This window comes from Paractinoplanes rishiriensis, from assembly GCF_016862375.1.
In the GTDB taxonomy this organism is placed as follows: Bacteria; Actinomycetota; Actinomycetes; order Mycobacteriales; family Micromonosporaceae; genus Actinoplanes; species Actinoplanes rishiriensis.
In genome coordinates this window covers 68955-82761 of sequence record NZ_BOMV01000015.1, presented here as the reverse complement: position 1 = coordinate 82761, position 13807 = coordinate 68955, and the positions used below count along the sequence as shown (strand labels likewise).

The 13807-nt window shown below is 72.1% G+C and carries 9 protein-coding genes; 8 read left to right on the top strand and 1 reads right to left on the bottom strand.

Features of this window, described 5'->3' with window-relative positions; genetic code table 11:
- Together Ari01nite_RS10445 and Ari01nite_RS10440 are read left to right on the top strand one after the other, a co-directional pair.
- The coding region (locus tag Ari01nite_RS10445) for a glycoside hydrolase family 127 protein (RefSeq protein ID WP_307837767.1) at nucleotides 1–1928 on the top strand (1928 nt) is incomplete at its 5' end.
- Nucleotides 1929–1977: 49 nt separating this feature from the next.
- Nucleotides 1978–2985, top strand: a complete 1008-nt coding sequence (locus Ari01nite_RS10440) for a LacI family DNA-binding transcriptional regulator (protein ID WP_203780956.1) — start codon at nucleotides 1978–1980, stop codon at nucleotides 2983–2985.
- Nucleotides 2986–3013: 28 nt separating this feature from the next.
- Here the strand turns inward: Ari01nite_RS10440 and Ari01nite_RS10435 are convergent, their stop codons facing one another.
- The gene (locus Ari01nite_RS10435; RefSeq protein WP_203780955.1) at nucleotides 3014–3712 is read right to left on the bottom strand and encodes a Crp/Fnr family transcriptional regulator; all 699 of its coding nucleotides are present in this window, start codon (nucleotides 3710–3712) and stop codon (nucleotides 3014–3016) included.
- 203 nt (nucleotides 3713–3915) lie between these two features.
- Between Ari01nite_RS10435 and Ari01nite_RS10430 the strand changes: the two genes are divergently transcribed.
- From Ari01nite_RS10430 to Ari01nite_RS10405, 6 genes are all read left to right on the top strand, one after another.
- The gene (locus Ari01nite_RS10430; protein WP_203780954.1) at nucleotides 3916–4623 is read left to right on the top strand and encodes a nucleotidyl cyclase domain-containing protein; all 708 of its coding nucleotides are present in this window, start codon (nucleotides 3916–3918) and stop codon (nucleotides 4621–4623) included.
- The gene (locus tag Ari01nite_RS10425) at nucleotides 4616–6727 is read left to right on the top strand and encodes a hypothetical protein (protein ID WP_203780953.1); all 2112 of its coding nucleotides are present in this window, start codon (nucleotides 4616–4618) and stop codon (nucleotides 6725–6727) included. The genes Ari01nite_RS10430 and Ari01nite_RS10425 overlap by 8 nt, the downstream gene beginning before the upstream one ends.
- Nucleotides 6728–6729: 2 nt before the next feature.
- Complete coding sequence (locus Ari01nite_RS10420) at nucleotides 6730–7635, top strand: hypothetical protein (RefSeq protein WP_203780952.1); 906 nt, start codon at nucleotides 6730–6732, stop codon at nucleotides 7633–7635.
- Nucleotides 7632–8129: a hypothetical protein gene (locus tag Ari01nite_RS10415; RefSeq protein ID WP_203780951.1), complete on the top strand. Its 498-nt coding sequence runs from the start codon at nucleotides 7632–7634 to the stop codon at nucleotides 8127–8129. Before Ari01nite_RS10420 ends, Ari01nite_RS10415 begins: the two co-directional genes overlap by 4 nt.
- A 184-nt stretch (nucleotides 8130–8313) precedes the next feature.
- Nucleotides 8314–10650, top strand: a complete 2337-nt coding sequence (locus tag Ari01nite_RS10410; RefSeq protein WP_203780950.1) for a vWA domain-containing protein — start codon at nucleotides 8314–8316, stop codon at nucleotides 10648–10650.
- A gap of 22 nt (nucleotides 10651–10672) precedes the next feature.
- Nucleotides 10673–13807, top strand: a complete 3135-nt coding sequence (locus tag Ari01nite_RS10405; protein WP_203780949.1) for a tubulin-like doman-containing protein — start codon at nucleotides 10673–10675, stop codon at nucleotides 13805–13807.

Here is a 13807-nt window from a genome sequence, read left to right as displayed (position 1 = left end):
TTGAGGAACCACAGATGAACGGCGCACACCTGCCCGGCCCGGCCGCGCCCACTCCCTCGGCGCTCGCCGCACTGCACCCGCTACCGCTCGCCGCGGTCCGGCTCACCCCGGACGGGCTCCTCGGCCGCTGGCAGGACCGCAACGCCACGGCCACCCTGCCGCACTGCATAGACCAGCTCGACGTGCAGGGCAACCTGACGAATCTGCGCCGGGTCACCGGGGACTCGGACGCCGAGTACCGGAACATGTGGTTCGCCGACACCGACGTGTACAAGACGCTGGAGGCCGCAGCCTGGGAGATCGGCCGGACCGGCGGCGGGTTCGCCGAGTTCCTCACCGACGTGGCGGCGCTGCTGGAGAAGGCACAGGACGCGGACGGCTACCTGGACTCGTACTACCAGGTGGACCGGCGCGAGCAGCAGTGGACCGACCTCGGCTTCAGCCACGAGATGTACTCGGCCGGCCACCTCATCCAGGCGGCCGTCGCGGCGTACCGGGCGACCGGCTCGGCGCAGCTGCTGGGGGTGGCGCGGCGGTTCGCCGACCTGCTGGTCACCCGCTTCGGGCCGGCCGGCGCCGACGTGGTCGACGGGCACCCCGAGGTGGAGACCGCGCTGGTCGAGCTCTACCGGCTCACCGGGCACGAGCCGTACCTGGCGCAGGCGAAGCGGTCCCTCGAGCTGCGCGGCCACCGGCGGCTGGGCGAGGGACGCTTCGGGCCCCGCTACTGGCAGGACGACCAGCCGCTGCGGGACGCCCGGGAGGTGATGGGGCACGCGGTGCGGCAGCAGTACCTGCTCGCCGGCGCGGTGGACGTGGCGGTCGAGACCGGCGACGCCGGGCTGCTGGCGACGGCCGAGCGGTTGTTCACCGAGGCGCTGGCGCACAAGACGTACCTGACCGGCGGGCAGGGGTCACGGCACAAGGACGAGGGCTTCGGGGATCCGTACGAGCTGCCGCCGGACCGCGCGTATGCCGAGACGTGCGCGGCCATCGGCAGCTTCCACACGGCGTGGCGGCTGCTGCTCGCCACCGGGCACGCGAAGTACGCCGACGAGATGGAACGGGTTCTCTACAACGGGATCGCGGGCAGCACGGCGGTGGACGGCCGGGCGTTCTTCTACTCCAACCCGCTGCAGCTGCGGACCGGCCACGACGGGTCGCACGAGGACACGCCGTCGCAGCGGCTCAGCTGGTATTCGTGCGCGTGCTGCCCGCCCAACCTGGCGCGGCTGATGGCGTCGCTGCACACGTACGCGGCCACCGGCGACGACGACGGGCTGCAGGTGCACCTGTACGCGGACGGCAGCATCACGGCCGGCGGCTACCAGCTCGCGGTGCGCACCGACTACCCGTGGGACGAGCGGATCACGCTGACCGTGACGGCGGCCGGCGGGCCGGGGCCGTGGACGCTGGCGCTGCGGGTGCCGTCCTGGTGCCGGGACGCCCGGCTCAGCGTGAACGGGTCGGTCGTCCGGACCGGCGCGCAGGAGGGCTACCTGCGTCTGAACCGCACCTGGAAGGCCGGCGACCGGGTCGAGCTGACGCTGGCCATGCCGGCCCGGATCGTGGCGGCGCACCCGCGGGTGGACGCGGTACGCGGGAGCGTGGCACTGGCTCGCGGCCCGGTCGTCTACTGCCTGGAGCACGCCGACCTGCCGCCGCACCTGTCCGGGACGCTCTTCGAGGATCTGGAGCTCGACCTGTCCCGTCCGCTGGAGCTCGGGACCGGCACCCTGGCACCGGTGACGATCCGGGTGCCGGTGCTGGTCCGGGACGACGCCGACGGGTCGCTGTACCGGCCGTACCCGCCCTCCGCGGTGGGCGACGGACGGGCCGCGACGGTGCCGGCGATCCCCTATTTCCTGTGGGCGAACCGGGCGGCCGGCCCGATGCGGGTATGGATACCGGTCGCGGCGACGCGATGATGACCACCGGGGCGCACGGCCGGAGTGCGGGCACGGTACGTTTGCTCGCATGCCCCGGCCGCGCACAGCCACCATCCGCGACGTGGCCGCACTGGCCGGCGTGTCGGTCGGCACCGCGTCCAAGGCCCTGAACGGACGCGGCTCGCTGCGCGCCGACACGGTGGCCCGGGTCCGGCTCGCCGCTGAGCAGCTCGACTTCCGGCCCAACCCGGCCGCCCGCAGCCTGCACGCCGGCCGCACCTTCACGGTCGGGATGATCACCACCGACACGATCGGCCGGTTCAGCATCCCGCTGCTGATCGGCGCCGAGGACACGCTGGGCGCCGGCGAGATGTCGGTGCTGCTGTGCGACGCCCGGGACGACCCGATACGCGAGCAGCACCACCTGCGCGTCCTGCTCGGGCGCCGGGTGGACGGCATCATCGTGACCGGCCGCCGGGCCGGCACCCGGCCGCCGGTCGGCGCGGTGCCGGGCGTGCCGGTGGTCTATGCGTTCCTCGCCTCGGCCGCGCCGGAGGACTGCTCGGTGGTGCCCGACGAGGAGGGCGGCGCCCGGCTGGCCGCCGACCACCTGCTCACCGTGGGCCGCCGCCGGATCGCCGTGGTCACCGGGCCCGAGCATCACCACTCGGCCCGGGTGCGCGCCAGGGCGGTGGCCGACCGGCTGGCCGAGGCCGGCGCCGAACTCGTCACGCCGCCCCTGCACGGGGAGTGGAGCGAGGCGTGGGGACGGCAGGCGGCCGGCCTGCTGCTGGCCCGCGGCCTCGACGTGGACGCCCTGGTCTGCGGCAGCGACCAGATCGCCCGGGGTGTGGCCGACGCGCTGCGCGAGGCCGGCCGCCGGGTCCCGGCCGACGTGGCCCTGGTCGGCTTCGACAACTGGGATGTCATCGCGCTGGCCAGCCGCCCGCCGCTGACCAGCATCGACATGGACCTCGAGGGCCTCGGCCGGGCCGCCGCCGAGTTGCTGCTGCGGGCCATCGACGGCGACCCGCAGCCCGGGTTGCACCGCCACCCGGCCAAGCTGGTGATCCGGGACTCGACGGTCCCGGCCTGACCGGGCGACGCTCCCGGTTAACCCCGGCTCAGCCGTAGGCCAGACGAGTGAGCCCGGCGAGGTCGAGGACGACGATGCGACGGTAGGCCGTGCCGATCAGGTGGCGGGTGCGCAACTCGTTGACCGCTTTCTGCACCGTCGCGCGGGCTATGGCGATCATGGCGGCCAGCTCGGGCTGGCTCAACGGCACGACGATCTGGATGCTGCCGTCCGGGAGCGGGCGTCCGCACACCTCGGCGATCTCCACCAGCAGCCGGGCCAGGCGGATGTGCGCGGGGAAGGCGGCGAAGTCGCTGCGGCGCCGGTTCGCCCACGTCAGCTGGCGTGCGATCACGGCCATGACCAGGCTGGACGCCTCCGGATGGCGGCGCAGGAACTCCTCGAAGCCGACCCGGGTGACGACAACGGCGTACACCGTGCCGCAGGCGGTGACGGTCGCGTTGCGCGGGCTTCCGGTAAGCGTGCCGATCTCACCGATCAGGTCGCCGGGCAGGCGGATGCCGAGCAGCGTCTCGCAGCCCTCGACGGCCGTGGTCACCTTGGCGAAGCCGGCCTCCAGGACGACGACGTGCGAACCCAGCACCCCTTCCCGCAGGATGCTCAGCCCCGCCCGGTAGCGGCGGCGGGCCCCGAGCCCGAGCAGTTCCTCGGCCACGGACGGGGAAAGGCCGCCGAGAAACGTTCCGGGCGCCCACGGTGCCGGCCGCCTCGGGATACCCTCCGCCATGACACCCCCTACGGTCCGATGTCCATCATGACGGCCCAGCATGCTGCTGGCGACGCCACCCGGAACGGGTCGGTCGATCAGGTCGGATCGGGGACGATCATCGCGGTCTCTTGTGCACCGCAGGGCGATGGGATCCGCGTACCGCCGCTTCGAGAATGGTCCCGTGCCGGGCGCGCCGTGATCCCGGCGGACGGGAGACCAGCGTGCGGCAGAAAGCTCTGTTCCACACGATCCTCGCCACCGACGTGGCGAAGTCGGGCAGCCGGAACGACAACCTACTGCTGCGGATGCGCGCGGACCTGCGGCGGATTCTCGGCGACACGCTGTCCGAGCAGGGCATCGACCTCGCGAGCCGGACCGTCCTGGACGACGGGGACGGCTTCCGGGTCCTGCTGCCGGCGGGCATCCCGCCGCACGCCCTGCTGGATCCGTTCCTGAGCGGGCTCGGTATCGAGCTGCGCCAGCATCGGGAGGCGAGCAGCACGACGAACCGCCTGCGCCTGCGGGTGGGACTGCACATCGGACTCCTGCACGCCGAGCAGGGCGGGTCGTACACCGGGCAGCCGCTGGTCGACCTCGCCCGGCTGCTCGACGCGCCGGCCGGTCGCGCGTTGCTGGACGACAACCCGGGGGCGGACCTGGTGGTCCTGCTGACGGACGTCTTCTACCAGGAGGTGGTGGCGGGCGGGATGTCGCTCGACCCGGCCTGGTTCGGGCGCATCCCGGTCCAGGTCAAGGAGACCGACCGGCTCGCCTGGGCGTACCTCCCGGGCATACCCCCGGTGGCGCCCGCATCGCCGGCCGCGAAGCCGTCGCCGCCCGCTCCCCCGGGCGGCGGAGAGTCGACCACGAACGTCGTGGGCCTGCAGAACAACATCGGCATGATCATCGGCCGGGACCGGCATGGCTGAGACCGAGGGCAAGGCGACCGCCCAGGAGCCCACCGAGCCCGCCAAGGAGACGCTCTTCGACGAGCAGGCCGACGGGGACAACCAGGCGTCCGCCGCCAGCGGCGGCGAACGCAGCCGCGCCCTCGACGACTCGCTGTCCATGTTCGGCGCCCGGACCTCCGGCGTGAGCGTGGTCGGCGCGACCGTCCAGATCGGCACCATCATCGGGCGCGACGGCATCCTGGCCGCCGACGACCGGGACCGGCCGATCGTCAACCTGATCACTGACCGCGCCGTCGTCGAGCTCGGCCGGGTCTATGTCGCACCCACCGGCTTCGCCGAGCTGGGCGTCCCGGTCGGGCGCACCGGCCTGGTCCTGTTCGGCACCCGCCCGCGCTGGGGCAACACCGCCACCGCGACCCGCCTGCTCGACGGCGTCAAGGCCATCTACGAGCTCCGCTTCGCCGGGGCGCTCGCCGACCTGCCGGTGGACCAGCTGCCGGCCGGTTCGGGCTTCATCCTCGACGCGACCGAGGCCCGCGCCCTGAACGCGCTCCGGCCCCAGAACCTCGCCGATCTGGAGGAGCGCCTGCGCGACGCGGGTTCGCGCCTGGTCGTGGTGACCGATGCGGACCGGGCCGCCGAGCACGGCAGCCGGCCGGTCTGGCGTGCTCTCGCCACGCCGCCGGACGCCTACGAGCTCACCGTGCGGCATCTCGAGGACCGGCTGGCCTCCCGCGAACAGGGCGAGGAACTCCTCGACCAGGCCGAGGTGACGGAACAGCTGCGGGCCATGACGCCCGGGGCGTTCGACGTGCACCGCCTGGTCGAGCTGGCCGCCGATCTGGCCGAGGTGGCACGCGGCCGGGGCACGCTGGCCGAGGCGGTCGAACGGTTCGAGGCCCGCGCCGACCAGGCCGTCGAGCAGTGGTTCGACAGCGACGAACTGGCCGAGCCGCACCGCAAGGCCCTCGTCCTCGCCCTCGCCGTGCTGAACGGGATGTCCTTCGACGCCGTCTCCCGGGCCGCCACGCTGCTCGAACGGATCTGGCAGGCCGCCGAACCGGGCGCGGCCCCGGGTTCCCGCCGGCCCCGCGAGCCCCGAGGCGTACGGCTCAAGGCCGCCCGCGCCCGGCTGACGCACGAATGGCGGAGCACGCGGTTCGGTGCGGCCGAACTCGAGATCGCCTCGTTCTGGGACAACGGGTATCCGGAGCGCCTGCTGCGGCACTACTGGCACGAGCACGACTACGACCGGGACGTCCTGCTGGAGTGGCTGCGCCAGGTGGCGGACGACGTCGAGGTGGCGGTCAACGTCCGCGCCGCCGGGGCGGTCGGCTTCCTGGCCACGTTCGCCTTCGACACCGTCCGCCGCGACGTGATCGCGCCCTGGGCGGGCAGCGGCAAGGGCGACGAGCGGGAACTCGCGGTCGCGGCGCTGGCGATGCCGGCCCGCCGGGCCGAGACCGTCGCCCGCACCATCCGGCTGGTTGCCGACTGGGCGAGCCGGGATGCCCAGGCACCCCGGATGGCGGCGGTGCGTGCCCTCGGCGGCAGCGTCGGTGCCGTCCTCGACCCGGGACCGGACAAGCTCCTGGCCAGGCTCGCCCACGGCGCGGAGGGCCGGGTGGCCACCGCGCTCGGCGACAGCATCGGGGAACTGCTCGCCGCGGCCGAGCCCGACCGGCAGCTGACCCTGGTGTCGCTGCTGGCGTCGTGGTCGGACGAGCCGCGGCGCGGTCGCCAGGCGGCCGGCGTCCTCGGCTTCCTGCAGGCGGCCTGGACCCAGTGGCAGCGCGAGGGAGACGGTCCGGCCTGGCCGCTGCTGCTCCGGCTGGCGGACCGGGACCGGAGCATGTCCGCCGAGGTGGCCACGCTGTGGCGGCGCGCGCTCGTCGCGCCCGGCGCGGATCACGGCGTACGTGTCGTGTTGCGTTCCTGGGCCTTCGCCGCCGAGCGGGATCCGGAGCTGCGGCGTGCCTTCGTCGAGCTTTTCATGGCCGTACCCCGGACCGAGCGGCAGGCGAACCTGCTACGCCACCACGCCGAACGGCTGCGCACCGCGAAGCCGGCCACACCGGACACGGCTCGCCGACTTCTCGAAGCCCTCACGAAAGCGAGTTAGCCATGCCCGGTCCGATCCTGAACACGCTGGAGCTCAAGCGGCTGCCGTTCGCCCGCCGGCCGATCGCTCAGCCGGGCACCGTCCTCGTCTTCCAGATGCCGAACAACGAGCTGATCGCTCCCGAGCCGCCGTACACCACCGGGGAGACCTGGTGGAAGGGCCCGAAGATGGCGTACGTCGTCGACAACCGCCCGCACCACGGCGTGTTCGTCTGCAAGCTTCCGGCGGCCGGTGACGCGCACTTCTTCGACGCCACCGTCCATTTCACCTGGCGTGTCCACCAGCCGGTCGACGTGGTCCGCGAACAGGTGGAGGACCCGGAGGCGGAGTGCGAGACGTATCTGGCCGCGAACCTGCCGACCATCACCCGCCAGCACGACTACCACGTTCCCGCCGCCGCGGAGGAGGCGGTGGCCCACCGGGTCGGCCGGAAGGTTCTGCCCCTGCACGGTCGCGGGATCTGCATCGAAGCCGTCCATGCGCAACTTCGGATCCCGCCGGACCAGTTGGTCACCTTCCAGCAGATCCAGGCGGCACCGCACGAGCAGGAACTGGCCCGGATGAAGGCTCGTTACGAGGCCGAGATCCAGAAAATCAAACAGCAGCAGATGGACGATATCGTCAACGGCGGCCCGGAGCGCCTGTACGCATTCATCATTCAGCAGGACCCGGCCCGCGGTCTCGAGGTCGTCACCCAGATGCAGGCGATGGCCGATCGGGACAAGCAGCGCGCCATCGAAGCCATCAAGGTCCTGATCGACGGCGAGGAGATCCGGGTCGGCGAGCTCGACGGGGCGGTGGCAGCCGCGGTCGACGGTTTCCGCAACATCCTCGGCCAGTACGCGGGCGCCGGCGAGCCGGCGAAATCGCTACCGGAGGGCGACCCGGCCGAAACGGAACCGTCATGATCCTGGACAAGGTCGCCGGACTGGTCCGCGGCATCCTGGGCATGTTCCCCGACAGCGCCGCGGAGTTCCTTTTCCTGCCGGTGTTCGTGGTGGCGGTGATGGCCGGGGTGGTCCTGGTCGTGCACCGGCTGGCGCCGCCGCTGGCCCGGCTCGCCGCAATCGCACTCACCTGGCTGATCACCGGCGCGGCCGGGCTCGTGCTGCTGGCCGAGATGACGATCGCCGGCGGCTACCGGCGCCGCGGGGCCGTCCCGCCGCAGATCGTCTACAACGTCGGGGACATGATCGCCTCCGGGACGATCGGCATGATCGGCGGGGTACGCCAGGTCACCGGCGCGGCGGGCGCCGCGCTGTCCCGCGCCAAGGTGCCGGTGCTCGTGCTGTTGAGCGCCGGATGGATCTGGCTGTGGAACTATCAGCACTGCCCGGACGGCGCGCCGGGGTGCGACCGGCCGGTTTCCGTGTGGTATCAGCAGGTCAGCGAGAAGCAATAGCGGTCACCCGGAAGAGGTGGCCCGGTCGTCGCATTCAGGCACCGAACGGCGCCATTCCCGAGATGCATCGGTCGATTATGTTCCGGTCGCCGCTCGATTATGTTTCGGGCAGTCGCCCGATCAATTTCCGGACGAATTCTCGATCATTCTCATTCTCCTTTCCCCTGCCGAAAGAGGTCCTTTGATGCTCAGGCGTCTCTTACCGCCGGTGCTGGCCGTGGTTGTGACGGGCCTGATCGCGGGGCCCGCCGAGGCCCGGCGTGACGATCCGCCGGTGCTGCCGCCCATGCAGGTGATCGTGCTGGTCGACGAATCGGGCAGTCTCTCGGACGAGGATGTGCTGCGGGAGCGGGAGGCCGCCCGGACAATCGCGTTCAGTGTGCTCGCGCCCGGCTCCGAAGTGTCCGTGGTGGGCTTCGGCAGTTCCAACGGTCCCGGCCAGAGCGCCGTCGACGTGGTCTGCGAGCCGACCGTCCTGCGTGGTGAGCAGGCCCGCGCCTCGCTGGCGGACTGTGTCAAGAGCCTGCGCAAGCGCAAGGCGGGCGAGGGCGACGACACCGACCACGCCGCCGCGCTCCAGCAGGCCCTGTCGTTCGTCCGGGCCGGCGACCCCGGGCACAAGAAGATCGTCTTCCTGCTCACCGACGGCCGGCTCGACGTCGCGAACAGCGCCGCGTACGGCGACCGGCCGGACCGCCGCAACGGCGCCGCCTGGGAGGTGGCCAAGCAGGCCCTCGGTGACCTGGCCGCCGCCAAGGCACAGGTGTGGCCGCTCGGGTTCGGTTCGGTGGACCAGTCCGCGCTGAGTGACTTCGCCCGCGGCGAGAGCTGCACCCCGGCGGCCGGCGACCCGGCGGCCCGGGTGGTCTCCGACTCCTCGAAGCTCATCGCCGCCGTCACCGAGGCGTTCAGCTCGGCGGGCTGTATGCGAATCCTCCCGCCCGACAGCGGCGACGTCCCCGGTGACCTGCACGGAACCATCCCCGCGATCGCCAGTGAGGCCGCGATCATCGTCCGCAAGAAGGACCGGCGCGTTCAGGTGGACTACTTCGCGCCGGGAGCGAGCGAGCCGGCGCCCAAGGCGGGCGGCTCGAACTTCGAGTTCGCCGGCCAGGCGACCGACCTGGAAACGCTCAAGATCTCCGATCCGGTGCCGGGTGAGTGGACCATCCGGCTCTCCTCGGCCGAGGCCGCGCCCAAGGACGTCACCGCCACCGTGGTCTATCAGGCAGCCGTCCGCGCGTACGTCACGGTGAACCCGCCACAACCCAAGCCCGGCCAGGACGTCGACATCGAGATGCAGGTGTGGGCCCGCAACCGGGCGATCACCGACGCCGCGGCGCTGAGCACCCTGGCCTTCGAGGCCACCATGACCGGTGCCGGCGTCGGGGCGCAGAAGGTCCCGCTCGCCGACGCCGACCGCAACGGCACCTTCACCGGGCGGACCACCGTGCCCACCGCGGCCACCGGCGAACTGGCCTTCACCGGACAGGTCACCGGCATCGGCATCGGCGGCGACACCCGGGTGTTCAACACCCGGATCCGCGGCAACGGCCCGGCCATCGAGGCCTCGATCCTCTTCGACGTGAACCGGGCGTCGGCCCATCCCGGTGACGAGATCTCCGGGCGGATCACCGCGCGCAACGACTCCGGCAGACCGGCGCGGCTCCGGCTCGAAGTTGTCGAACCGTCGCGCGACACCAGGTTCAGCGTCGACCCGCCGGCCCTGCAGATCGCCCCGGGGTCCAGTACGACGCCGTTCACGTTGACGGTCGGCGCGGAGACGGTCCGGGGCACGAGTTCCGCCACGCTGCGCCTGGTCGACGACGCCGGCTCGTTCGTCGTGACCGAGCGGCTGTTCGCCGCCGAGGTGACCCCGGTGCCATCCTGGCCGTACCGGCACCGCTGGCTGCTGCTCGGCGTGGCGGTCGTGCTGGCGATCGCCCTGGCGCTGATCGCGATGCGGCTGTGGGCGCGCAACGAGACCCGCAAGGTCCGCGGGCTGACCGTGTCGCTGTACGTGGCCGGCAGGCGGGCCGACGACCTGCCCGCCCCGAACCCGGGCAGCAAAGTTCTGCGCTTCACCGTGGACCCGGACGTCCACGGGCCACACCTGCAGCCGGCCGCGGCCCGCGATGCCGAGGCGTACCAGATCCGCCGCGCCGGAACCGGACTCACCTTCACCGCACCCGGCCGGCCGGCCGTCCCGCTGGGGCTCGGCGTGCGGCGCCCGGTCGGCCCGGACCTCGCCGTCGCGGTCGTCGACGGTGCCGACCCCACGACCGCCACCGAGGTGTTCGCCAGCACCGCCTACGACCCGTTCGACGGCGCCGCGGCGACCGCACCCATCCCCGGCCCGCGCGACCACACCGCAACCGGGCAGTACCCGCCGCCCCGGGATCCGTTCGCCCCCGACGCGCACGATCCGTTCGCGCCGGACTACCCCGCGGCCGGTTCGTCCTCCCCCGCCCCGTCGCCCGCCGGCGGCAACACCTACGAGGACCCCAACAACCCCTTCTGAGCGGGACCGGAGGACTGTACCCATGAAGAAGATCCACCAGCCGATGCTGTTCGTCGGTCTCGGCGGCACCGGCTGCAAGGTCGGCGCCGAGTTGGAACGACGCCTGCGGGAGGGGTTGTGCGGCCCGGACGGAACCGCCCTGCTGCCCCGCATGCCCAATCGCCCGATGCTGCCGTTTCAGCTGCCGTCCTGCCTGCAGTTCGTGTACGCCGACCTGAGCGCCGCCGAGCTACAGCGGGTCCGCCGGGACGTGGTGCCCGGCCGGGAGTACGACCAGGCGGCGCAGAAGACCATGCGGCTGATCACCGATCTGGTGCCGGCCGGCCTGGGCAACTCCGCCGAGGTGGCGCAGAGCCTGCGGATCAACCTGGACGAACAGACCGTCGGATGGTTGCCGCCGCGGGACACCGATCCCCGGGTCGGACCGCTGCTGCGCGGTGCGGGACAGCTGCCCACGGTCGGCCGTGCGGTGCTGTTCGAGACGCTGCGCCGCAACCGGGACACCGCCCTGGCCGGGCTCCGCGAGGCGTTGTCCGACATCAACAAGTCCGCCGGTGACCTGAAGGCGCTCAGCGGCGGGACACAGCGGCTCGACACCATCCTGGTGTTCGTCGTGTTCTCGGTGGCCGGCGGGACCGGCAGCGGCATCTTCTACGACTACCTGCAGCTGATCGGCGACATGATGGTGCGCGGCGGCAAGCGCGCCGAGATCTACCCGCTGGTGCTGATGCCGTCGGCGTTCGAGGAGGTCCAGGGCGGTGGCCGCCCGGCCGAACTGAACGCCGGTTCCGCGCTCATCGAGCTGTTCCGGCTGGTCGACGACCAGAACGCGCAGGGCTCGGCGACGTACTACGACGCGGACAGTGTCCATCACACCGTCGCCGTGCGCTATCCCGGCTCCGAGGTGGTGCAGCTGCCGCCCAGCATGATCCAGACGGCGTTCCTGTTCGGGCGGCCGGTCGGTGGCGTACGCCGCGACGATCTGCACCGGTCCATGGTGTCGTTGATGGACTCGCTGCTCAGTGCCGAGCCGCCGGACGAGCAGGCGAAGCCCGGCACCCAGGCGAACTACCCCACCTTCGCCGACGACTTCATCAACCGGCAGGTGGAGCGCAACCCGATGTCCGACACCGGCGTCGGCCGGCGCGGCGTCACCACGAGCGCGGTCGCCGCGCTGACCACGCCGCTGCTGGAGATCACCGACATCGTCGCCGACCATCTGCTGGCCAACGGCGTCGAGGAGCTGCTGCGGCCGCCGGGCGCCGCCGAGAGCAACAAGAGCCACATCCGCAACTTCATTGCGAACGCCGGGCTCGACACCATGCTGGAGGCTCCGCCGAACCGTATCCCGCCGCACCAGAACCCGGTCGGTTACCAGGCGGTGCTGGGCTGGCTCACGGACCGGGCCAACACCATGGCGGCCAACGTGGAACGCATGCAGCAGAGCCTGCCGGGAACCGTCGCGGAGACCGCACAGAAGATCCAGCCGGTGACCGCAACGAAGATCCTGCTGCGCGACGTCGACCTGTTCCGGGCACGGCGGGTCGTCTTCGGGCACCCCGAGCTGACCGAGCCGGTGGACCGCGGCGGCTTCCGGACACTGCTGGAGAACTGGGCGTCCCCACCGCCGACGCCGACCGGCCTGCAGCCCACCGCTCCCCCGCCGCCGGAGAACCTCCGGCGCCGGATGGCGCACCGGCTGCGCATCACCGACCCGGCCGTCAGCCAGGCGATCCGCCGGCAGGACCTCTGGTACAACTGGCAGACCCGCCGGCTGTACAACGCGGGCTGGAACGACAGCCGCCGGCTCTGGGACCGCCCCTGGCAGGGTTTCGTCGACGAGTTCACCGCGGTCCACGAACAGTTCCGCACCCACGCCCGCGAGGACCGGCAGCAGTTCGACGCCCGGTCCAGGGACCTCTACAAGGCACGCGTCGGCGTCGCCTATCTGCTGCCCGCCGAGAACCGCGGGCTGGAGGGCTTCTACCAGACCGTGCTCGACCGGATGAAGCAGCAGTACTCCCAGCAACTGCCGCCCAATCCGCACGAGGGCCACATCCTCCACGTGCTGCTCGGGTCGGACGGCTGGGCGGAGGCGTACCAGGCGGGCCGCGCCGACCCGCTCGACGCCGTCGGCTACGTCCGCCAGCGGATCAAGCACGCCGTGACCGAGCAGCTGCGCCCGCCGGGCAGTGACCGTCCCGCGCTCATCCCGCACATGGAGGACCTGCTATCCAGCGCCGTGCTGGGCCGCAGCCGCAACGTCACCGACGACGACCTCACTCGGTTCCGGCAGAAGCTCGCCGAACTCGTTCCCGGCGGGTTCGCCCCGGACGGGCAGAAACCCTTCAAGACCCTGTTCACCTATCCCGCCGCCCAGGAGAACCGCGACATCGAACGGTTCCTGCGGCAGGAGGTCGCGCTGCCGATCGACATGCAGGGCGAACCGGAGTTCCGCGCGGTGCCCGGCGAGTCGATGGTGGTCGTGCTGATGCGCAGCGCGATGGGCGTCACCGAGGTGCCCGAGGTACGCCGGGTCATCAAGCTGTGGTCCGAGGCCCAGCGCAGCCCCCACCCGCACGACTACCTCACCTGGCGGCGCCGGCTCAAGCCGGAGGCCGGCTACCGGCTGATGAGCCGCGAGGACCGACAGTTCGTACTGCACCACCTGCTCTGCGCGGCATGGGAGGGCCGGATCAAGGTCACGGGGAACATCAACAGCCCGGAGACCATCGAACTGCGGATCGGCGCCGGCGGCGCCACGATGATGCGGCTCCGGCTGTCCGCGCTCGGCACCCTCTCGTCGTGGGCCAGCGTGCTTCAGGCGTACGAGCAATGGATCCTGAACGACGACGACCGCAGCCGCCGCGACCTGGCCGCGAACCTGATGTCGCAGAGCCTGGAGAACGCCGATCAGTCGCCGCAGCCCCCGAAGCCGGAGTTTGTGGCCATCGCCGACATTGCCGTGAAGGAGGCACACAAGCTCTCCGAGGCCGAGCAGAACCGGGTTCTCAGCCGCGATCCGCAGCTCGCGGTGATCCGCGAGTTCTGGCTCCAGACGATGCCGGCGGCGCTGAGCATGCCGGTCGGCACGTCCGATCGGAGCCTGCTCGAACTGCGCGAACACGTCGAGGCCGCCTTCGGACTGGGACAGTGA

Bases quoted from the DNA above. Each gene is read 5' to 3' on its own strand.
- Ari01nite_RS10440 (WP_203780956.1), top strand. From the start codon at position 1,978: ATGCCCCGGCCGCGCACAGCCACCATCCGCGACGTGGCCGCACTGGCC.
- Ari01nite_RS10435 (WP_203780955.1), bottom strand. From the start codon at position 3,712: ATGGCGGAGGGTATCCCGAGGCGGCCGGCACCGTGGGCGCCCGGAACG.
- Ari01nite_RS10425 (WP_203780953.1), top strand. From the start codon at position 4,616: ATGGCTGAGACCGAGGGCAAGGCGACCGCCCAGGAGCCCACCGAGCCC.
- Ari01nite_RS10420 (WP_203780952.1), top strand. From the start codon at position 6,730: ATGCCCGGTCCGATCCTGAACACGCTGGAGCTCAAGCGGCTGCCGTTC.
- Ari01nite_RS10415 (WP_203780951.1), top strand. From the start codon at position 7,632: ATGATCCTGGACAAGGTCGCCGGACTGGTCCGCGGCATCCTGGGCATG.
- Ari01nite_RS10410 (WP_203780950.1), top strand. From the start codon at position 8,314: ATGCTCAGGCGTCTCTTACCGCCGGTGCTGGCCGTGGTTGTGACGGGC.
- Ari01nite_RS10405 (WP_203780949.1), top strand. From the start codon at position 10,673: ATGAAGAAGATCCACCAGCCGATGCTGTTCGTCGGTCTCGGCGGCACC.